This window comes from Ramlibacter monticola, from assembly GCF_016722785.1.
Lineage (GTDB): Bacteria > Pseudomonadota > Gammaproteobacteria > Burkholderiales > Burkholderiaceae_C > Ramlibacter > Ramlibacter monticola.
Window position 1 is genome coordinate 496616 of sequence record NZ_JAEQNE010000002.1, and the last position, 19602, is coordinate 516217.

18 protein-coding genes and 1 tRNA gene are annotated in these 19602 nt (G+C 69.6%); 5 read left to right on the forward strand and 14 right to left on the reverse strand.

Annotation, left to right across the window (positions count from 1 at the left end; translation table 11 throughout):
• Positions 1-39: 39 nt before the first annotated feature.
• The 11 genes from JJ685_RS10335 to JJ685_RS10385 form a co-directional block, all read right to left on the reverse strand.
• On the reverse strand, positions 40-1248 hold the full coding sequence (locus JJ685_RS10335) for a DUF5666 domain-containing protein (RefSeq protein ID WP_201674157.1): 1209 nt from the start codon (positions 1246-1248) through the stop codon (positions 40-42).
• Between the two features lie 2 nt (positions 1249-1250).
• Positions 1251-2168 (reverse strand): DUF6502 family protein, encoded by a 918-nt coding sequence (locus JJ685_RS10340; RefSeq protein ID WP_236598868.1) that lies wholly within the window; start codon positions 2166-2168, stop codon positions 1251-1253.
• A 166-nt stretch (positions 2169-2334) separates the two neighbouring features.
• Complete coding sequence (locus JJ685_RS10345; protein ID WP_201674158.1) at positions 2335-2586, reverse strand: hypothetical protein; 252 nt, start codon at positions 2584-2586, stop codon at positions 2335-2337.
• Complete coding sequence (locus JJ685_RS10350) at positions 2586-3398, reverse strand: HpcH/HpaI aldolase/citrate lyase family protein (RefSeq protein ID WP_201674159.1); 813 nt, start codon at positions 3396-3398, stop codon at positions 2586-2588. Before JJ685_RS10350 ends, JJ685_RS10345 begins: the two co-directional genes overlap by 1 nt.
• Complete coding sequence (locus JJ685_RS10355; protein ID WP_201674160.1) at positions 3395-4597, reverse strand: MFS transporter; 1203 nt, start codon at positions 4595-4597, stop codon at positions 3395-3397. The genes JJ685_RS10350 and JJ685_RS10355 overlap by 4 nt, the downstream gene beginning before the upstream one ends.
• The gene (locus JJ685_RS10360) at positions 4594-5394 is read right to left on the reverse strand and encodes a GntR family transcriptional regulator (protein ID WP_201674161.1); all 801 of its coding nucleotides are present in this window, start codon (positions 5392-5394) and stop codon (positions 4594-4596) included. The genes JJ685_RS10355 and JJ685_RS10360 overlap by 4 nt, the downstream gene beginning before the upstream one ends.
• A 6-nt stretch (positions 5395-5400) precedes the next feature.
• Entirely contained in the window at positions 5401-6633 is a 1233-nt protein-coding gene (locus tag JJ685_RS10365) for a CaiB/BaiF CoA transferase family protein (protein WP_201674732.1), read from the reverse strand.
• A 14-nt stretch (positions 6634-6647) separates the two neighbouring features.
• Entirely contained in the window at positions 6648-7823 is a 1176-nt protein-coding gene (locus JJ685_RS10370; protein ID WP_201674162.1) for an acyl-CoA dehydrogenase family protein, read from the reverse strand.
• Entirely contained in the window at positions 7820-9223 is a 1404-nt protein-coding gene (locus JJ685_RS10375) for an MmgE/PrpD family protein (RefSeq protein WP_201674163.1), read from the reverse strand. The genes JJ685_RS10370 and JJ685_RS10375 overlap by 4 nt, the downstream gene beginning before the upstream one ends.
• A 5-nt stretch (positions 9224-9228) precedes the next feature.
• Positions 9229-10203, reverse strand: a complete 975-nt coding sequence (locus JJ685_RS10380) for a Bug family tripartite tricarboxylate transporter substrate binding protein (protein WP_201674164.1) — start codon at positions 10201-10203, stop codon at positions 9229-9231.
• Positions 10204-10237: 34 nt separating this feature from the next.
• On the reverse strand, positions 10238-10741 hold the full coding sequence (locus JJ685_RS10385) for a MaoC family dehydratase (RefSeq protein ID WP_201674165.1): 504 nt from the start codon (positions 10739-10741) through the stop codon (positions 10238-10240).
• Between the two features lie 166 nt (positions 10742-10907).
• Between JJ685_RS10385 and JJ685_RS10390 the strand changes: the two genes are divergently transcribed.
• Both JJ685_RS10390 and JJ685_RS10395 read left to right on the forward strand, forming a co-directional pair.
• Entirely contained in the window at positions 10908-12392 is a 1485-nt protein-coding gene (locus JJ685_RS10390) for a sensor histidine kinase (RefSeq protein ID WP_201674166.1), read from the forward strand.
• A gap of 144 nt (positions 12393-12536) precedes the next feature.
• Positions 12537-12809 (forward strand): hypothetical protein, encoded by a 273-nt coding sequence (locus tag JJ685_RS10395; protein ID WP_201674167.1) that lies wholly within the window; start codon positions 12537-12539, stop codon positions 12807-12809.
• Positions 12810-12918: 109 nt separating this feature from the next.
• Here the strand turns inward: JJ685_RS10395 and JJ685_RS10400 are convergent.
• Positions 12919-12995, reverse strand: a tRNA-Pro gene (locus tag JJ685_RS10400).
• A gap of 275 nt (positions 12996-13270) precedes the next feature.
• On the opposite strand from JJ685_RS10400, the gene JJ685_RS10405 reads away from it, so the two are divergent.
• A complete protein-coding gene (locus JJ685_RS10405) occupies positions 13271-14842 on the forward strand; it encodes a methyl-accepting chemotaxis protein (RefSeq protein WP_236598869.1) in 1572 nt (523 codons plus the stop codon).
• Between the two features lie 47 nt (positions 14843-14889).
• Here JJ685_RS10405 and boxB read toward each other — a convergent pair whose 3' ends face one another.
• Positions 14890-16314: a benzoyl-CoA 2,3-epoxidase subunit BoxB gene (gene boxB, locus JJ685_RS10410; RefSeq protein WP_201674168.1), complete on the reverse strand. Its 1425-nt coding sequence runs from the start codon at positions 16312-16314 to the stop codon at positions 14890-14892.
• A 7-nt stretch (positions 16315-16321) separates the two neighbouring features.
• On the reverse strand, positions 16322-17236 hold the full coding sequence (locus JJ685_RS10415; protein WP_201674169.1) for a helix-turn-helix transcriptional regulator: 915 nt from the start codon (positions 17234-17236) through the stop codon (positions 16322-16324).
• Between the two features lie 104 nt (positions 17237-17340).
• On the opposite strand from JJ685_RS10415, the gene JJ685_RS10420 reads away from it, so the two are divergent.
• A complete protein-coding gene (locus JJ685_RS10420; RefSeq protein WP_201674170.1) occupies positions 17341-17814 on the forward strand; it encodes a flavodoxin domain-containing protein in 474 nt (157 codons plus the stop codon).
• 120 nt (positions 17815-17934) lie between these two features.
• Positions 17935-19509, forward strand: coding sequence for a benzoate-CoA ligase family protein (locus JJ685_RS10425; protein WP_201674171.1), 1575 nt, complete (start codon positions 17935-17937; stop codon positions 19507-19509).
• Positions 19510-19602: the final 93 nt, after the last annotated feature.

Below are 19602 nucleotides of genomic sequence, written 5' to 3' on the forward strand. Positions count from 1 at the left end.
CCAGGCGGTCATGGGAAACGTTACGGGGCGGCCCGCCCCTCAGGGCTGGAAGTCGATCCGCGTCGCCTCGATGTTGCCGGCGCCTCCGGCGGGCAGAGTGCCCCGCACCCGGACGGCAGCGCCGTTGACGAGGTTGGCGGCGATGGTGCCGTCGTCCTCGCGCACGGAGCCCGGGGTGTAGTGGAAGGTCAGCCCGCGCACGACGAAGGTCTGCGCGGTGGTGTTGACCGCCGATGCCGTGCCGCGCACGTCGACCTGGCTGTCCTCCGCCTCGTTCTCCACGTCGATCTTGCGGGCCACGAGCACGCCGTTGACGAGCGCGCCTTCCACTTCGACCCGCTGTCCCACCGCGGGGACCGCGCCGGCCGCCAGGCGGGAGGTGTCGATCGTCACGCCATTGACCTGCAGCAGCGTGCCGTTGCGCACCAGGATGCCTTCGACTCTCGCCTCGTTGCGGTCCTCCACGGCGTCGCGCAGGTCGATGCGGGTCACGACCCATTGGCCGGCCGCATTGCGCGCGGTCTGCGTGCGCACCCGTACGAACAGGCCGTTGGCCAGCGGCGTGGCGGGCAGGCGCGTGGCACCCGAGAAGTTGAAGGTGGCGGAGCCGATCTGGAAGCTCGTTCCGACCAGGTTGGAGATCACGCCGCGCACCTTGAATTCGTTCGCGTTGTCCTCGCGCTCGATGCGCGTGGCCGTGACCACGCCGGCGGCGTCCGCGAATCCGGACACCTCCAGGATCTGGCCCACCGCGATGGCGGCGAAGCTCGTGCCCTCGAACACGGTCGCGGTGTTCACCTTGACCGTCTGCCCGAAGACCACCAGCGTATCGGTTCCCGTCTTGGACTCCACGGGCCCCTTGATCTGGCTCTCGACCGAGATGGTCGTGGCGCTTGCGCTCGGCAGGACGTCGCCGCTGCCGGCCGTGACCGCGCCGCCCTGCACGCTGACCACCATTCCGAGCCGGAGGTCGTCCGCGCCGATCTGCGCGCCGTCGTCGTCGTTGATGCGGGCGGCGTTGTCTTCGAAGCGCACGCCATTGACGATCACGGAGCCGAAGCCGGTGATGCGGCCGGTGGAGAAGGAGCCGGTGCCGCCGGTGTCCACGCCGCCGACCGCCCCGCCTGCGCCTCCGCCGCCGCCGCCGCAACCGGGCAGGACGATCACGCCGGCAGCGGCGAGCAGGCCGACGAGGGCGCGCCGCCTCGGAATGCGCGGCACGGCGGGGTAGTTGTTCAGGTCGGACATGGCTAGTGCTCCTTGATGTGTGGGGTAATGGGCAATGCGGTGGTCGGGGGGCGCGTCATCGCGTCCGTGTAGGCAAACAGGCCGATGCGCAGGCGCTGGCCGGCCGGGCGCGCGGCGGCCTTGTCGGCGTCGATCAGCGCCTGCAGCGCCGGGGCCAGCCCGTGCAGCAGTTGCTGCCACGTGTCGCTGATCAGGCCCCGGGCGGCGTCCAGGGAATCGTCGGAGAGTTCGTCGGCGAAGAGCGCCTGTTCGAAATGCCGGCTGCCGTCGCTCAGCACGTTGGCGACGGCGGCGGCGAGGTGGTCGCCGACGTTGGCGCCGAGGAAGGCGAGCATGCGATCGAGGTCCTCACGCGGCACGAACGCCGTGTTCAGGAGGTGGACGCGGCCGTCGGCGTCGTCCAGCTGTGCCAAGCCGAGCCGCGTCAGCTCCTCCAGCAGCGTGCGCGGATGCACGTCGCGCGTGATCGAATGCGCCAGGGTTTCGAAGCTCGGCGCCGGCCCCTGCGGGGACAGCGGCACCGGGGCGCCGTCGGGGCCGAGGAAGGCCGGGTCCGACAGCCAGCGCGTGAAGGCCTGCGTGGCGGGCGACGAACGCGCAGTCGCCTCGCCGCTGGACCGCTGCATGAGGCGGGTCACCTCGCGGCGGTTCAGGCCCGTGGTGGTGCTGATCCGGCTGACCGCGCGGTGCGGCGCCACGCCCGGGTGGGCCGCGCGGGCCTCCTCGACGAAGCATTGCTTGAGCAGCTCCGCCACCTCACCGAACGGCAGGCCGCGCCCCACGGCCAGGCGCGCCATCGGGCGCAACACGGCCCGGCAGGCCTGCAGCAGCGCCCTCTGCTCGAGCGGCGAATAGGGCTCGGTCGCGGGGTCCGCCGCGTCGGCGGCGATGGAGAGGGGGTCGTGCAGGTCCATGGTCATGGTGAAGCTGCGTCAACTCTAAATGTGCAAAACGCACAGTCAAGAAAAAATGTGCAATCTGCACATTAACAATGTGTCGATTTGACGAACGGGAGTGCCCAATGTCGGGCGTAGTGCTATGCCGAGGACATTGCACGGTCCAGCGAAGCTGCCGGACCGCGGGAGATCAGGCGAAGGCGGGCTCTTCGAGCAGGTCCGCCCAGGCTTCGACGGCGCTTCGCATGCGCCGGTAGTCCGGCTCGGGCAAGGTACGCAGCACCGCCTCGCAGTAGCTGCGACAGTCTTCCGGGATCGCGCAACCGCAGGCCTGCAGGCGCAGGAAGCGCTGCACGGCGACACGCCGGTGCCGCCGCCGGATGCTTTCGCGCGTGAGGCGCAGCAGCGCCTCGGCATCGACCCCGGCGCGCGCGGCGTGCATCACGCGGCGCCCGCTTCGGCCAGGATCGCCTCGGCGCGCAGCGCGACCGGGCGGTCCACCAGCTTGCCGTCGACCGCGATGGCGCCGAGGGGACCGCTTGCCAGCGCATCGAGCACGCGGCGCGCCCAGGCCACCTCCTCCGGCGTGGGCGCGAAGCCCGCATGCACGATGGCGACCTGCTTCGGATGGATGCACAGCTTGGCCCCCATGCCGAAGCGGCGCGAGCGCCGCACGTCGCGTTCGAGCTGCGCCGCATCGTCGATGGCGAGCGAGACGCCGTCGATGGGCGCGCGCAGGCCGGCGTGGCGCGACACCAGCACGAGGTTCGTGCGGACGGCGTCGAGCTCCTCGGCGTCGGCCTGGATGCCCGAGTCGGCCATGAAGTCGAAGGAGCCGAAGGCGAGCCGGCTCACGCGCGGCACGCGCGCCAGCGCGCCGGCCTCGAAGTGCCCCGCGACCGTTTCCACCAGCGGGATGATCTCCTGCCCGTCGCCGAGACGGCGCGTCAGCCGCGCGATGCTGGTCGCCTCTTCCGCCTTCGGCACCATCACGCCGGCCACCGCCGGCGACTCGAGCAGCTCGCAATCCTCGTGGTGCCACGGCGTGCCTTCCGGGTTGATGCGGACGAAGACGCGGGCCGCGGTCTTCCCCAGCCAGTCGGCCATCGCTGCCCGCGCCTGCTCCTTGCGCTCCGGCGTGACGGCGTCTTCCAGGTCCAGGATCACCGCGTGCGCGCCGGTGGCCAGTGCCTTCTCGAAGCGCTCGGGGCGGTCGCCGGGCACGAACAGGTAGCTGCGGTGGGAGGGATTCATCCGATGCTCCGGAGGGACGCCGCGCCCTTGCGCAAGGGCCGCAGCAGTGCGATGAGGCACAGGACCAGCGCCGCGGCGACCGCGACGAAGCCGATGCGGTAACTGCCCGTCGCGCCCGACAGCGCGCCGAACGCCGGCGGGCCCATGACCACGCCGAGGAAAGTGATGGCCAGCGTGCCTCCGGTGGCGATGCTGGCCTGTCCGGCCGGCGCCTCGCGCGCGACTTCGGCGAGGTAGACGCCGTTCCAGCCGATGGCGGAGGCCCCGAACAGCGCGAGCACGGCCAGCACCACGAGGCCGGGCAAGGTCGCATGCAGCGCCGCCGTGAGCAAGGCGCAGACGGCGACCATCGCCGCCAGGACCGCCAGCATGCGGCGCGCGCCCAGCCAGCGGTCGGACACGTAGCCCCACAGCACGCGCCCGACCACGCCGGCGGCCTGCGATACCGACAGCGCCAGGCCGGCCGCGACCAGCCCGTAGGCGAGCACGTCGTGCAGGTAGGTCACGAGGTAGGTCGTCAGCGAGAGCTGCGCGATCGAGAACAGGAAGGAGCAGCCCGCCAGCAGGCGCAGCGGAGGATGCGCCAGCACCATGCGGATCGGCTGCGCGAGGTTGCCCAGCACCAGCGGCCGCTGCGGCTCGCGGTCGGCATCGAGCGCGGAGCGCAGCGGCTGCGCGACGAAGATGCAGGCGATGTTGGCGGCGGCGACGGCCAGCAAGGCGCCGCGCCACCCCAGCACCAGCAGCGGCGGGACCAGCGCGCCCGCCAGCACGCCGCCCAGCGGCACGCCGGTCTGCTTGATCGAGAACACCAGCGACATGCGGTCGGGCGGCGTGGTGCGCGCCAGCAGGTGCGAGCTGGCCGGCGTCACCGGGCCGTAGCCGAGGCCCACCAGCACGGCGCCGATGGCCATCGCCGGAAGGGATCCCAGCGCCGACAGCGCGATGCCCGAGGCGCACAGCAGCAGTCCCCCCTGGCTCACGCGGATGGCGCCGAAGCGCGCCACCATCGCGCCGGCGGAAAGGCTGGCCAGCATGGCGGCGGCATACACGACGCCGACGTAGATGCCCACGTAGGCGCTGGAGATCCCCAGGTCCTGCGCCAGCACGGGCGCCATCACGGGAACGGTGATCAGGGCCATGGCCACCAGGGCCTGGATGGCCAGCGTCACGGCCAGGGGCCGCCAGGTATTCGTCATCGCTTCGGGGGGTTGGCCGCGCCCCACTCGCGCCGCAGCACCGTGCTGTAGCTGAAGCGGTCGGCCGGATGCGTGCTGATCGCGAGCTCCACGAGCTGGCCCAGGCGGTTGCGGTACTTGCGGCAGACCCACAGCGCCGGGCTCTTCGCCGGCGCATCCAGCGCCTGCGCCTCGGCCCGGCTGAGCGCCACGGCGCGGATCTCCTGTTCCACCTCGGTGATCACCTCGCCGAACTGCTGCTCGATCGCCAGGTGCACCGCGCCCTGCAGGGCGCCCTCCATGCCCTGGATGGAGCGGAAGGCCGGATGCAGCCACAGCTCGGTCGTGCAGATCGGCTTGGGCTGCCCCTCGTCATGGCGGCGGCCTTTCAGGTGCAGCCAGGTCTCGCCGGCGGAACCCTCCAGCATGCCGGCCTCGCCGGCGTCGATCTGCCGGGTCTCGCGCGCCTCGATCACCAGCGTGGTGTCGGTGGCGTACTGAAGCAGGTCGCCCACGTCCGTCGTGCTCTGGCGGTAGCCGGTGCTGGCGCTGCGCGCGCGCACCGTGGTGCCTACGCGCGGCTGCCGCACCACCAGCCCCATCTGCACCAGGCGCTTCACCGCCTCGCGCGCCGTCGCGCGGCTGACGCCGAACTGCTCGCACAGCGCGAACTCGGTCGGCAGCAGCGAACCGATCGGGTACTTGCCGCCTTCGATCTCGTTCAGCAGCGTCTGGGCCAGCTGCAGGTAGCGCGGCTGGCTCGCGGCCAGCGCCAGCGAGCGCGGCGCGACGGCGGGGACGGTGGGACTCTCGGTCATGGACTGCTAGATGACGCCGCCCGATTTCATGGCGGCGACCTGCTCCGCACTGTAGCCGACGCCCTGCAGCACCGTCGCGGTGTCCGCGCCCATGGCGGGGGCGGGACGCACCGGGTGCTCGCCCGCGCGCACCGGGGAGGCGATCATGCGGATCGGCCCCGTCTCGTGCGGAAACTCCAGCAGGCGCTCCTGCTCGGCGACGAAGTCGTTGTCGAGCGCCTGCGCCACGTCGTACACCGGGGCGGCGGGCACCTTGCCGGCGAAGCGCTTCATCCACGCGTCCGTGGTCTGCGTCTGCAGCACGGCGTCGAGTTCCACCGTCAGCCGGTCCCGGTTCGCCAGCCGGTCCTTGAAGGTCTTGTAGTGCGGCGCCTCGGCCCATTCGGGCTTGCCGATGGACTGGCACAGCACGCCCCAGAACTTCTCCTTGTTGCACATGATGAAGATCCAGCCGTCCTGCGTGCGATAGAGCTGGCTGGGCGTCAGCGAAGGATGGGCGGAGCGCTTCTCGCGGCCGACCTGCTGGCCGCCATTGAGGTACCAGGTGCCCACGTAGCACAGGTTGTGCAGCGCCACGTCGAACAGGCTGACGTCGATGTCGCGGCCGACGCCCGTGGTCCGCGCGCCGATCACGCCGGCGAGGATGCCCATCGCGGCGGTCGTGCCCGTCATCAGGTCGATGATGGACAGGCCCATGCGCGCGGGCGGGCCGTCGGGCTCGCCGGTCACGGACAGGTAGCCGGCCTCGGCCTGCATCAGGTAGTCGTAGCCGGGCCAGGCGGCGCGCGAACCGGTCCGACCGTAGGCGGAGAGGTGGCCGCAGACGATCGCCGGGTTCACGTCCTTCAGCTGCTCGTAGGTCACGCCCAGCTTGCCCGGCAGGTCCCCGCGCAGGTTGTTGAACACCACGTCGGCCTCCTTCGCCAGCCGCCGGAGCGCCTCGCGCCCTTCCGGCTTCTTCAGGTCCAGCGTGATGCTCTTCTTGTTGCGGTTGAAGGACTGGTAGAAGTGGCTGTCGCCCTCGCCGAAGAAATGCGGGCCCACGACGCGGCCGACGTCGCCGCCCTCGTTCGGGTTCTCGATCTTGATCACCTCGGCGCCCAGGTCGGCGAGGTGCTGCGTGCCGAAGGGGCCGGCGCCGTACTGTTCGACGGCGATGATGCGCACGCCGGCCAGCGGCAGGTTGGCGGGGGCGGCGCCCCCGGCGGCAGCGGCGGTGACGGCGGTGACGGCGGCCATCGGGTCGCGCGCGTTCACGCCGGGTTCCTCTCGATCAGCTGCTTGGCGATGATGATGCGCTGCAGCTCGTTGGTGCCTTCGCCGATCAGCAGCAGCGGTGCGTCGCGGTACAGCCGCTCCACGTTGTATTCCTTGGAGTAGCCGTAGCCGCCGAAGATGCGCATGGCTTCCAGGGCGTTCTCCTGGCCGGCCTCGGTCGCGAAGTACTTGGCCATGCCGGCTTCCATGTCGCAGCGCTCGCCGCGGTCGTAGGCGGCGGCAGCCGCGTACACCAGCAGGCGCGCGGCCTCGGTGCGGGTGGCCATCTCGCCCAGCTTCAGCTGGATCGCCTGGTGCTCGCAGATCGGCTTGCCGAAGGTCTTGCGCACCTGCGAATACTGCACCGCCTCCGTCAGCGCGGCCTGCGCCACGCCGAGGCCGCGCGCGGCCACGTTGATGCGACCCAGTTCCAGGCCGCCCAGGATGTGCTGCAGGCCCTTGCCTTCCACGCCGCCGATCAGGCAGTCGACCGGCACGCGGTAGTTTTCGAAGGCCAGCGCGCAGGTGTCGATGCCCTTGTAGCCCAGCTTCTCCAGCTTCTTGCTGACGATGAAGCCCTCGCCCTTCTCGGCGATCAGCAGGCTCATGCCCTTGTGGCGCGGCTCCGCCTTCGGGTCGGTCTTCACCAGCAGCGCCAGGCAGTTGCCGTACATGCTGTTGGTGATCCACATCTTGGTGCCGTTGACGACGTAGTGGTCGCCCTCGCGCTTGGCGACCGTGCGGATCGCCTGCAGGTCGGTGCCGGCATCGGGCTCGGTGAGGCCCACGCCGCCGCGCAGTTCGCCGGTGGCGAAGCGGGGTAGGAACTTCTTCTTCTGCTCCTCGGTGCCGTTGCGCTGCACCGTCATGGCCATGATCAGGTGCGAGTTGACGATGCCGGAGATCGACATCCACACCGAGGACATGCGCTCGATGATCTTGGCGTAGGTGGTGGTGGACAGGCCGAGGCCGCCGTATTCGGTGGCTATGATGCAGCCGAACAGGCCCATCTCCTTCATCTTCTCGACGATCTCGGCCGGGTAGATGTCGTCGTGCTCCAGCTTGTGCACATAGGGCTTGACTTCGACCGCCAGGAAGCGATCGAGCATGTCCAGGATGAGGCCTTCCTGTTCGGCGTCGTGTTCCACGGCGGGATGGTGGCGGGCGTTCATTGCTTGTTCTCCAGACGGGCGGGCGTGCCCAGAAGTTGCGCCAGGTCGCGGGCGCTGCCCTGCTCCACCGAGAGCACGGCTTCGAGGATGCGGTCGGCCTGCGCGCGATTCACTGCGCGGGCGGCGTTGTCGTGGAACTTGGCCACGATGTCGGCGTTGCTGATCGGGCGGGTGGCGGCGCCGCGGTTGACAGGCTCGCTGTGCTTCAGGGTGCGGCCGTCGGCCAGCTCCACGAGCACCTCGCCGCCGTAGTAGCGCGGGAAGTCCGCCTTCGGGTCGGCCTCGCACTCCACCAGCGCGGCCAGCGCCAGGGTCTGCGGGTCCTGGAAGGCGGCGGGCTCCAGCGCGTCGAGCGTGAAGCGGCCGAAGCGCAGGCCGGTGGCGACCGAGTACGGGATGCTGAACTGCGCCTCGTAGGCGTTGGCCGGGCGGCGCTTGTTGTCGATCGGCTCGCAGACGGTCTTCATCACGCCGGCGGGCACGCGGGCGACGATGCGCTTCACGGGCGCGCCCTTCCAGTCGCCATGCAGGATGCTGGCGGCGTCGGCGCAGGCATGCGTGAAGTGGCAGGCCGGCACCGGCTTGATGGCGACGTTGTTGGTTTCCCAGGTTTCGCCCAGGCCGCTCGTGATCAGCCCCAGGTCGCACTGCTCGGCCAGCGCGCCGAGATGGCTGTTGTACAGGCCGAAGCGGCCCTCGTAGGCGGCGCGGGTGCCGACGAAGCCGTTCTTCGCCAGCGTCGCGGCCGTGATGCCGGCGGCGCCGGCCCATCCCGGGTGCAGGCGCTTGGTCCAGGCGCCGTCGTTGAGGAACTCCAGGCTGCCGGAGGCGAAGGACAGTGCGATGCCCTGGGCCTGCACGATGCGTTCGGCGTCGAGTCCGAGCAGGCGCGCGGCGGCCAGCGTGCAGCCGAAGGTGCCGATCAGGCCGGTGGGATGGAAGCCGACCTGGTGGAAGCCGCCCTTGGCCGCGGCGCCGAGGCGCGTGGTGGTCTCCATGCCCAGGATGTAGGCGGCCAGCAGGTCGCGGCCGGAGCTGCCCAGGCGGGTGGCGAAGCCCAGCGCGGCCGGCAGGATGGAGGTGGTGGCGTGGATCACGCCGGCCGGATGCGTGTCGTCGTAGTCGAGGCCGTGCACCAGCAGCGCGTTCATGGCCACCGCGTCGCGCAGCGGCAGCGATTCGCCGTGGCCGATCACCGGCACGTCGCCGCCGGGGCCGGCCAGCTCGCGCAGGCCGGCCAGCGTGACGCGGGCGAAGTCCCACTGCGTGCAGGCGATCGCGATGCCCACGGCATCGAGGATCAGGTGCTTGGCCCGGGTGCGCACCTCTGCGGGCACGCGCTCGAGGCGGAAATCGGCGGAGAAGTCGGCCAGGCGGGAGGAGATCTGCGGTTGCGTCATGGCCTTCAGTCCACCTTGGCGCCGGACAGCTTCACGGCCACGGCCCACTTGTCCATTTCGGACTGGATGTACTTGGTGAATTCCGCCACGGTCATCGCGGCGGGCTCGGCGCCGACGCCCGTGAGTTGCTCGCGCACCTCGGGCGCGTCGCGCCAGCTCGTCATCGCCTTCTGCAGGGCGTCCACGACTTCCTTCGGCGTGCCCTTGGGCGCGGCCAGGCCGATCCAGGCCGGTGCCTCGAAATTGCCGAGACCGGCTTCGGCGATGGTGGGCACGTTGGGCGCGGCGGCGTTGCGGTGCTTGCTGGCCACCGCCAGGATGCGCACCTTGCCCGAGCGCATGTGCGGCAGCAGCGCGGGGCCGGTGTCGATCATCACGCTGACCTGCCCGCCGATCAGGTCGGTGACGGCCGCGGGGCTCCCCTTGTACGGCACATGGGTCAGCTCGATGCCTTGCGCGTTCTTGAACAGCTCCATGGTCAAGTGGCTGGTCACGCCGCTGCCGGCGGAGCCGTAGTTGATCTTGCCCGGCGTGGCCTTGGCCAGCTTCACCAGGTCGCCGGCGTTCTGCGCCGGAAACTGCGGGTTCACGGCCAGGAACAGCGGCACCACCGCCAGCAGGCTCACCGGCTGGAAGTCCTTCAGCGGGTGGTAGGGCAGCTTCGAGTACAGGCTGGGGTTGATCGCCATCGTGCCGCTGGAACCCACCAGCAGCGTGTAGCCGTCCGCGGGCGCCTTGGCCACCAGCTCGGAGCCGATGATGCCGGCCGCGCCCGCCTTGTTGTCCACGATCACCGGCTGGCCCAGGACGTCCTGCAGCTTCTTGGCGAAGGCGCGGGCGACCAGGTCGGTCGCCTGGCCGGGCGGGAAGCCCACCACCAGCTTGATCGGCTTGTCGGGATAGGCCGCCTGGGCCGCGCTCGCGGCCACCACGCCCAGCGCGAGCAGCGCGCTGCGCAAGAGGCTGAGGGTTCTGTTCATGGCTTGTCTCCTGGAGTAGGTGTGCGGTGGCAGCTCAGTCGCCGACGGCGTGGCCGCTCTTCGGGATCAGCGACATGCGGGTGAACTCCATGACCTGCGTGCCGTCCTGCTTGAAGGCGCGGGTGCGGGTGGTCACGATGCCCTGCGTGGGACGGCTCTTCGATTCGCGCACGGCCAGCACCTCGGACTCGGCGTACAGGGTGTCGCCGCAGAAGACCGGCGCGGTCAGCTTGATCTCGGTCCAGCCCAGGTTGGCGATGGCCTTGGCGCTGACGTCGTTGACCGTCATGCCCAGCACGATCGCCAGCGACAGGCCGCTGTTCACCAGCAGCTGGCCGAATTCGCTCTTCGAGGCGAACTCCTTGTCGCAGTGCATCGGATGGGCGTTCATCGTCAGCAGCGAGAACTGGATGTTGTCCGATTCCGTGATCGTCCGGCCGGGGCGGTGTTCGTAGATGTCGCCCACCTCGAACTCCTCGAGGTAGCGGCCGTAGGTGGCGCGGATGCGGCGGTCGGTCTTGCGCACGGGAGTCAGCATGGGTGGGTCCTTTTGTCCGTTTCACACATTTGTACGTACAAATGAAATGTAGCAGCGTCCCGCCGGTGGCGTCAAGCGGGACGGGACACCTATCATCTCGGCTGTTCATTCCCCGCCTTGCCTCTGCCACGCCCGCCGTATGGGACCCACGGAATTTGTCCGGCGCGTGAGCGCGCTGAGGATTCGAGAAACGGAGCTCGTCACCGCGATCGTCACGGGCGTGACGATCCTCGCGGTCTCCTTCTCGCTCGCGAATACGATCCGGCGCGCCGAAACCGCCGAGGAACAGCACGAGCTGAGCTCGCTCATCCTCACCGGCGTGCTCGAACAGCGCTCGGTCGCCTACGAATACGCCACCAGCGGCGACGGGCAGCGGGTCCTCCGCTGGCGCGCGCTGCAGGACGAGATCGACCGCGTCACCGGCACGCTGGCTCCCGCCAGCCCCGAGGAATCCCTTCTCGTGGCCAACCTGAAGGAAGAGAACGAGCGCGCCAGCCGGGCTTTCGCCGCCCTGGTCGCCGCCGGTCCCGCCGACGGCAAACCCGCCGCCACGCCGGCGGCGCATGCGGGCGCGCTCGAAGCCCTGGCCCTCATCTCCCGGCGCAAGGCGGACGCCGCGCGGCGGCTGCAAACCCTCAGCCTGGACCGGGAGCACGCGGCGCGCGAGCAGGCCGCATGGGGAACGGGCGCCTCCCTGCTGCTGCTGGGACTGGTCTCGTTCGCCGGACTGGCGTTCACCCTCTTCCGGGTGGTGCGGCCGCTGCAGCAGCTCAAGGAAGGCGCCGCCAGCATTGGGGGCGGCGACCTCGACCACCGCACCCGGCTCGCGACCTCCGACGAAATCGGCGAACTCTCGCGCACCCTCGACACCATGGCGGCCCGGCTGCAGGCCCAGATCGCCGAGTCGCAGCGGGTGAGCACGCGGCTACGGGAGGCGAACTCGGACCTCGAGGGCTTTTCGCACGCCGTGGCGCACGACCTGCGCGCGCCTCTCGATGCCATCGATGCCTATTCTTCGCGGATCCTGGAGATCGACGGGGAGCGCCTGTCGCCGAAGGCCCGGGGCTACCTCGAGAAGCTCCAGACGGCCGGCCGGAAGATGAACGGGCTGATCGGCGCCCTGCTCGAAATGGCGCAGACCGGCCGCGCGGAAGTGCGGTGGGAACGCGTGGACACCGCCTCCCTGCTGCGGGAATGCCTGGAACTGGTGGAACACCAGTTCCAGGGCCGCCGCATCGATGTGGGGTTCGGCGAGTTGCCCCCCTGCCACGGCGACCGCCTATTGCTGAAGCAGGTCTGGATGAACCTCCTCGGAAACGCCGTCAAGTACACGGCGGGCCGCGACGTGGCCCGGATCCGCATCCAGGGCAGCGAGGCGGACCGCTTCAGCTGCTACGAGATCGAGGACAACGGCGCCGGCTTCGACATGCAGTACGCGGGCAAGCTGTTCCACCTGTTCCAGCGCCTGCACACCGAGGCGGAGTTCCCCGGCACGGGGGTCGGGCTCGCGCTGGTGCAGCGGATCGTGCAGCGGCACGGCGGCCGGATCAGCGGCAGGTCCGAGCCGGGGCGGGGAGCGACTTTCCGGGTCGAACTTCCGCGGGCGGAACCCCCGGCGGGGGAAGGCACCGTCGCAGCGGCGCGGACCTGAGGGAATCCGCCCGCAACGGCGGGCTGCCGCATTCGTCACATTCTCCTCCGGTCGCCGCGGCCAGGGAGGGCGGCGCATTAGCATCGACCGGCAGGTGGCTCGCACGCAGGTTCGGCGGCCCCTGATGTCGGGGGAATGGGAAGAATGAAGAACGAGCTGGACGATGCGTACGACGCATGGAAGGCAGCGGATGCTGCCGCGCGCGGCATCGAAAGGGAACTCGATGCGGCCTGGGAACGCTACGACTGCGCCCTGGGCGACCCTCCGCCGCACGAGTGGAGGCAAGAAGCCCTGCGCCGCCGCGCCTTCGCCAACGAAAGGCTCAACGTCGCCATCGAGCTGATGATGGAACTGACGAACATCGAGAGCTATCCGAGCGAGCGCCGCTCCATCCGCCTCGAGCTGGAACTGGAGTAGCGAGCGCTTCAGGGCGGCCGGGCCGCGCAGTGGGCTGTTCGGACGCTTGGTGGGATCCTTCCGACGGTGTTGGCTCCGCGGAGTTGACGTCCTCATGCGGACGATTGGATGGTCGGAGCGACAGGATTCGAACCTGCGACCCTCTGCTCCCAAAGCAGATGCGCTACCAGACTGCGCTACGCTCCGACGGCCCGCATTCTACGATGCGCACTCCTTCCCGCCCGCGGCGGCGCGCATTCGCAGGCACGGTTCCTCCTCCTTCGTCGGCCCCGCGCGACGCCGCTCATCCCCCATCGCCGACCGCCTGGACGCTTTCCCCCCGTTCCGGGCCGCCTCGGCACGCTCGTGCCGTCGCCCCACCCCCGGCACCGTGATACGTTCGAGCTCGCCTTACCTTTTCTTACAAGGCAAAGTCAAGCCTGTCGATCAAACAAATGCATTCGAGAGAGGGGAAAAAACTCATGGGGTTCCAGCTCACCATCGCACGCAAGCTCACGGGCTTGGCGCTGCTGGCGCTGATCTTCGTCGTCACGGTGGGCGCCACCGGCTTCGTCGCCACCAGCTACCAGGAGGCGAGCTCCGCCCAGATGCTGCAGGCGGAAGCGGCCCTCAAGAGCCAGATGGAGGTGGACATGGGGCACGACGCCCTGCGGGCGGACGTGCTGGCCGCCCTCATGGCCAGCCAGGAAGGCAAGAGCGGTGCCGCGGAGGCGATCCGCGGCGACCTGCACGACCACGCGAAGGTGTTCGAGGAGGCCCTGAACCGGCTGGCAGCGATGGACCTGGATCCGAAATCGCGCGCCGCCCTGGCCAAGGCGAAGCCGTCGCTGGAGCAGTACCTCGCACGCTCGAAGGCGCTGGTGGCGCTGGCCTTCAGCGACCGCGCCGCGGCGGTTGCGCAGCTGGGCGATTTCATGGTCGCCTTCAAGAGCCTGGAAAAGGAGATGGAGGCGTTCAGCACCCTGATCGAGGAGCGTTCCCGCGCCGCGCACGAAGACAGCACGGGGTCCTCCCAGTTCGCCAAGGTGGCCATCTCCGTCTCCATCCTCCTGTCGGCCGTGGTGCTGACCGTCCTCAGCTGGCTGCTCAGTCGCAGCATCGTGCAGCGCCTGCGCCGCGCGGTGGAGGTCGCGCGCACGGTGGCCAAGGGCGACCTCAGTTCGCAGATCGACGTGCATGGCAGCGACGAGGCGGCCCAGCTGCTGGAAGCGCTGGCGCAGATGAACTCCAGCCTGACGGCGCTGGTGGCGACCGTGCGCCAGTCCAGCGAGAGCATCGCCACCGGGACCAGCCAGATCGCCACCGGCAACCAGGACCTGAGCCAGCGCACCGAAACGCAGGCCAGCAACCTGCAGCAGACCGCGGCCTCGATGGAGCAGATCAGCGCCACCGTCCGCGCCAACGCCGACACGACCCGCGCCGTGAGCGAGATGGCGTCCACCGCGAGCCGCTCGGCCGCGGCCAGCGGCGACGCGGTCAGCCAGCTGGTGGGCACGATGGCGGGCATCACCGAATCCAGCCGCCGCATCACCGACATCATCGGCGTGATCGACGGCATCGCCTTCCAGACCAACATCCTGGCGTTGAACGCCGCGGTGGAAGCAGCCCGGGCGGGCGACCAGGGACGCGGCTTCGCGGTGGTGGCCAGCGAGGTGCGCAGCCTGGCGCAGCGCAGCGCCGCCGCGGCCAAGGAGATCAAGACGCTGATCGAGGCCAGCGTGCACAAGGTGCAGGCCGGCGAACAGCAGGCGGTGCACGCCGGCGACAGCATGAAGGAAGTCGTGGAGCAGGTGCAGCAGATGACGCTGCTGCTGGCCGAGATCAGCAGCGCGACGCAGGAGCAGACGAAGGGCATCGCGGAGGTGAGCCAGGCGGTGACGCAGATCGACCGCGTGACGCAGAGCAATGCCTCGCTGGTGGAGGAAGCGGCCGCCGCCGCCGAGAGCCTGAGCCGGCAGGCGGAGCGGCTGGTGCACGCGGTCTCGCTGTTCCGGGTGCATCACGAACACGAGCCGCGGCTGCTGGCGGCCTGAGGCTTCGGGAACGACGGGAAAGGGCGGCCGCGGCCGCCCTTTCCCGTCTACAGCTTCACGTATTCGTATTCGACCGGCTGCGCATTGATGCCGCGGTCGGGCGGTGCGATCCAGGCGGCCATCCTGCCGGGCTCCGTCACGCGCTGCATCAGGCTCTTGACGAAGGCGACGTCCGCCTCGGTCGGCAGCCAGTCCCCCTTGCGCGCCTCGAATTCGGCGGCGGCGATCGGCCGGCCCTGCGGGTCGGTGGGCCGGCCCGCCCAGGCGCCCACCTGGCGGCGGAAGCGCGTGGACGGCAGCTGGAACTCGAAGGGAATGCCGGCCCGCTTGACGGCCATGTTCCAGCGCGTCACCCCGATGTTGCAGTCCTTGGCGTACTCCAGCCGCGTGATCTCGTTGATTCCGTTGCGGACCGTGATCGTTTCGTCCTTCACGCCGCCCTGCCCGTCCGGCACCTGGAGGGTCATGGTGGTCTCGGCCTCGACGTGGTCGGCGAAGCGGCCCTCGTCCGGCCGGGCCTTGATGCCGTTGCTGAAGTAGTTGGCGGCGTTGGACGAAGCCTCGGAGCCGAAGAGGTCCAGCGAGCTGGTGAACCAGAAGTTCATGAACTTCTGGATGGTGGGCAGGTCGATCGCGCCCGCATTGCGCACCTTCTGCCAGTCGTCGGTGCCCAGTTCCTTCATCACCTCCAGCGTGCGCCGGATCACGCGGCCGACGCCGGTCTCGCCCACGAACATGTGGTGGGCTTCCTCCGTCAGCATGAATTGGCAGGTGCGCGCCAGCGGGTCGAACGCGCTCTCCGCAAAGCTCTTGAGCTGGAACTTGCCGTCGCGGTCCGTGAAATAGGTGAACATGAAGAAGGACAGCCAGTTGTCCATGGGCTCGTTGAAAGTGCCCAGGATGCGCGGCTTGTCGGGGTCGCCGGAGTGCCGCGCCAGCAGTTCCTCGGCCTCCTCGCGGCCGTCGCGGCCGAAGTGCGCGTGCAGCAGGTAGACCATGGCCCACAGGTGGCGGCCCTCTTCCACGTTCACCTGGAACAGGTTGCGCAGGTCGTAGAGCGAGGGCGCCGTGTGCCCCAGCAGGCGCTGCTGTTCGACCGAGGCCGGCTCGGTGTCGCCCTGCGTCACGATCAGGCGGCGGAAGGTGGAGCGGAATTCGCCCGGCACTTCCTGCCAGGCCTCCTGGCCCATGAAGTCGCCGAAGCCGATCCTGCGGCCTTCCTGCCGGTCGGCGAGGAAGATGCCCCAGCGGTACTCGGGCATCGCGGTGTAGCCGTACTGGGCCCAGCCCTGCGCGTCCACGCCCACGGCGGTGCGCAGGTAGACGTCGCTCACGCGGAAATCGCTGGGCCCCATCTCGTCCCACCAGCGCAGGAAGGCGGGCTGCCAGTGCTCGAGCGCGCGCTGCAGCTGGCGGTTGCCGGCCAGGTTGACGTTGTTGGGGATCCTGGCCTGCAGGTCGATGGTGGTCATGCTCGGCTCAACGCTCCACGCTCAGGCCCTGGTCCGCGGGCACGGCCCGCTCCAGGTCCTTCAGGGATTGCTTGATGGTGCGCGCCGCGGTGTCCACCACCGCGTCGGCGCGCGCGTAGAGGGGTTCGCGGCTGGCGAGGATGCGGCGCAGGTCCTCCAGCGCCTCGTGCATCGCGGCGCGCGAGACGTCGCCCTCCTCGCCGCGCGCGGCCTTGAAGGGGCGCATGTCGCCCTGCGCCACCACGCGGCTCATGTGTTCCTCGGGGCTGGCCTTCACCCACACGCAGTAGAAGTGGGTCTGCAGCAGGTCGAAGGTCTCGCGCTCGCTGACGATGCTGCCGCCGGTGGTCATCACCACGCCCTCGGCGTGTTCCTCGGCGATGCGCAGCAGGGCGCGGCGCTCGTAGCGGCGGTAGCCCGCCTGGCCGTGCAGCAGCAGGATCTCCGCCATGCTGGTGCCCGCCTCGCGCTCGATCTCGCGATCGAGTTCGACGAAGGGCACGCCGCGCTGGGCCGCGAGCTGCCCGCCCAGCGTCGTCTTGCCGGCGCCGCGCAGGCCCACGAGGGCGATGCGCTGTTCGCGCCCGTGCACGTCGGCCAGGCCGAAGGACGAGGCCAGCAGCGAATAGGCCTGCTCCAGCTGGTATTCGTCGAGCCGGCCCAGCAGGGCCTGCACGCGCGCCACGGGGGGACGCGGCGGGTCCTGCAGCAGGTCGAGGATGGTGATGTTGAGGGCGCCCGCCGCGGCTTCGAGCGAGTTGATCGACACGTTGCCCTTGCCGGTTTCGACGTCGGCGAGGAAACGCTCGGACAGGCCGGAGTCGGCGGCGAGCTGCTTGCGCGTCATGCCCCGGCGGGCGCGCCAGGCCCGCACGCGCGCGCCGAGCTCGGCCAGGGTGGCGCGGGGTTCGGTTTCTGTCATGGGCTACGCAGGTTGATCGACAAAGGCATTGCGCTGGATCAATATTGCAGTATGCTTCCTCCAGAGAGGCTGTCAAGCAATTTACTGCATCTGAACGGACGCGCATGAAACTCAAGATCCTGGTCGGCACGATGACCAGCACCGCCGATTACGTCGCCCAAGCCATACAGATGGACTGCGCAGATCTGACGCAGGACATTGAAGTTGTCCTCATGGACGGTCTGGACATTGACGTCTTCGATGAAGATGCGTTATATCTCATCTGCGCGTCCACCTACGGTTCGGGCGACGTCCCGGACAACGCCCGGGCGCTGTACGAATCGCTGGACAGCCGGCCGAAGTTCCTGGGCCATGTGCGTTACGGCGTGATCGCCCTGGGCGATCGCACCTACGCACAGACCTTCTGCTTCGGCGGCCGCAAGTTCGACGAGCGCCTGCAGGGCCTGGGGGCCCGGCGCATCGGCGAGGTGTGGTGCCACGACGCGAGCGCGGGCACGATGCCGGAGGAACTGGGCACGGCGTGGTGTCGCGAGTGGCTGAAGGAAGCCCTCGCGGCAACGCAGAAGGTGGATGCGTAGCAGTTGCCAGCGTAGCGCCACGGGGAGCGCCGGCACGACAAGAACACGCGGGAGCCGTCGGCATCCCGGCGACCAGAGACAAGGGCCGCGACCGGCTTCGCGGCCCATGAGGAGACAAGCATGCACCTGAGCCACGCCGACCACAGCACCAGCCCGCCCCGGCTGGAGATCCCGCGCGACTACAACGCCGCGCACGACCTGCTCCAGCGCAACGCCGCACGTCCCGACAAGGTCGCGTACATCGACGCGGCCACCGGCCAGCAGCTCACTTACGGCGAGCTGGCCGACCAGGCGCATCGCTTCGCCAGCACCCTGCGCCAGCGCGGCATCGCTCCGGAGACGCGCGTGATGGTCGCGATGCTGGACACGCTGGAGTGGCCGGTCGTGTTCCTCGGCAGCATCCTGGCCGGCGTGGTGCCGATCGCGGCGAACACGCTGCTCACCACGAAGGATTTCGACTTCATGCTGCGCGATTCGCGCGCGCAGGTGCTGTTCGTGTCGAAGCCGCTGCTGCCCACCTTCGAACCCCTGATCGGCCGGATCTCCACGCTGCAGCAGATGGTGATCGCCGGCGAGACGGGCCCGAACTCCGTCGCCCACATGATCGCCTCGGGCCAGCCGGACGCGGAAGTCGCGGGCACCTGCAGCGACGACACCTGCTTCTGGCTCTATTCCAGCGGCTCCACCGGCATGCCCAAGGGCACGGTGCACCTGCACAGCCACCTGGTCCAGACCGCCGAACTCTATGGGCGCGCCATCCTGGGCATCCGCGAGGACGACGTCGTGTATTCGGCCGCCAAGCTGTTCTTCGCCTACGGCCTCGGCAACGCGCTCACCTTTCCCATGAGTGTCGGGGCGACGACGGTGCTGCTCCCGAACCGCCCCACGCCGGCCGACGTGTTCGGCGTGCTGAAGAAATACCAGCCCACCATCTTCTACGGCGTGCCCACGCTCTATGCGGCGCTGCTGGCCGACCCGAACCGGCCGAAGAAGTCCGAGCTCAAGGTGCGCGTGTGCACCAGCGCCGGCGAGGCCCTGCCCGAGGAGATCGGCAAGCGCTGGACCTCCGAGTACGGCACCGAGATCCTGGACGGCATCGGCTCCACCGAGATGCTGCACATCTTCCTGTCCAACCGTCCCGGCCAGGTGCGCTACGGCACGACGGGCCAGGCCGTGCCGGGCTACGAACTGCGCATCGTCGGCGACGACGGCCGCGAGTGCGGCGCCGGCGAGATCGGCGAACTGCAGATCCACGGCCCGAGCGCCGCCATCATGTACTGGAACAACCGGGCGAAGACCAAGAGCACCTTCGCCGGCGACTGGACGCGCAGCGGCGACAAGTACACCCGCGACGCCGATGGCTACTACACCTACGGCGGCCGCAGCGACGACATGCTGAAGGTGGGCGGCATCTACGTGTCGCCCTTCGAGGTGGAGGCCTGCCTCATGACGCACGACGCGGTGCTCGAGGTCGCGGTGATCGGCGTGTCGGACCAGGACGGACTCGTGAAGCCCAAGGCGTACGTCGTGCTGAAGTCCGGCCGGCAGGCTTCCGCGGACGACCTGCAGGCGCACGTGAAGACGCGGCTCGCGCCCTACAAGTACCCGCGTTGGATCGCTTTCGTCCCCGAGCTGCCGAAGACGGCGACCGGCAAGATCCAGCGCTTCAAGCTGCGCGCGCAAGCGGCTGCGTGAGGGAAAGCCATGTGGCGCAGGCGCGCCGCATGCATCCACAATTTCTCCGGCAACGAATCCACAAGACCCGGCGCGCTCTCTCCCTCTCGCACG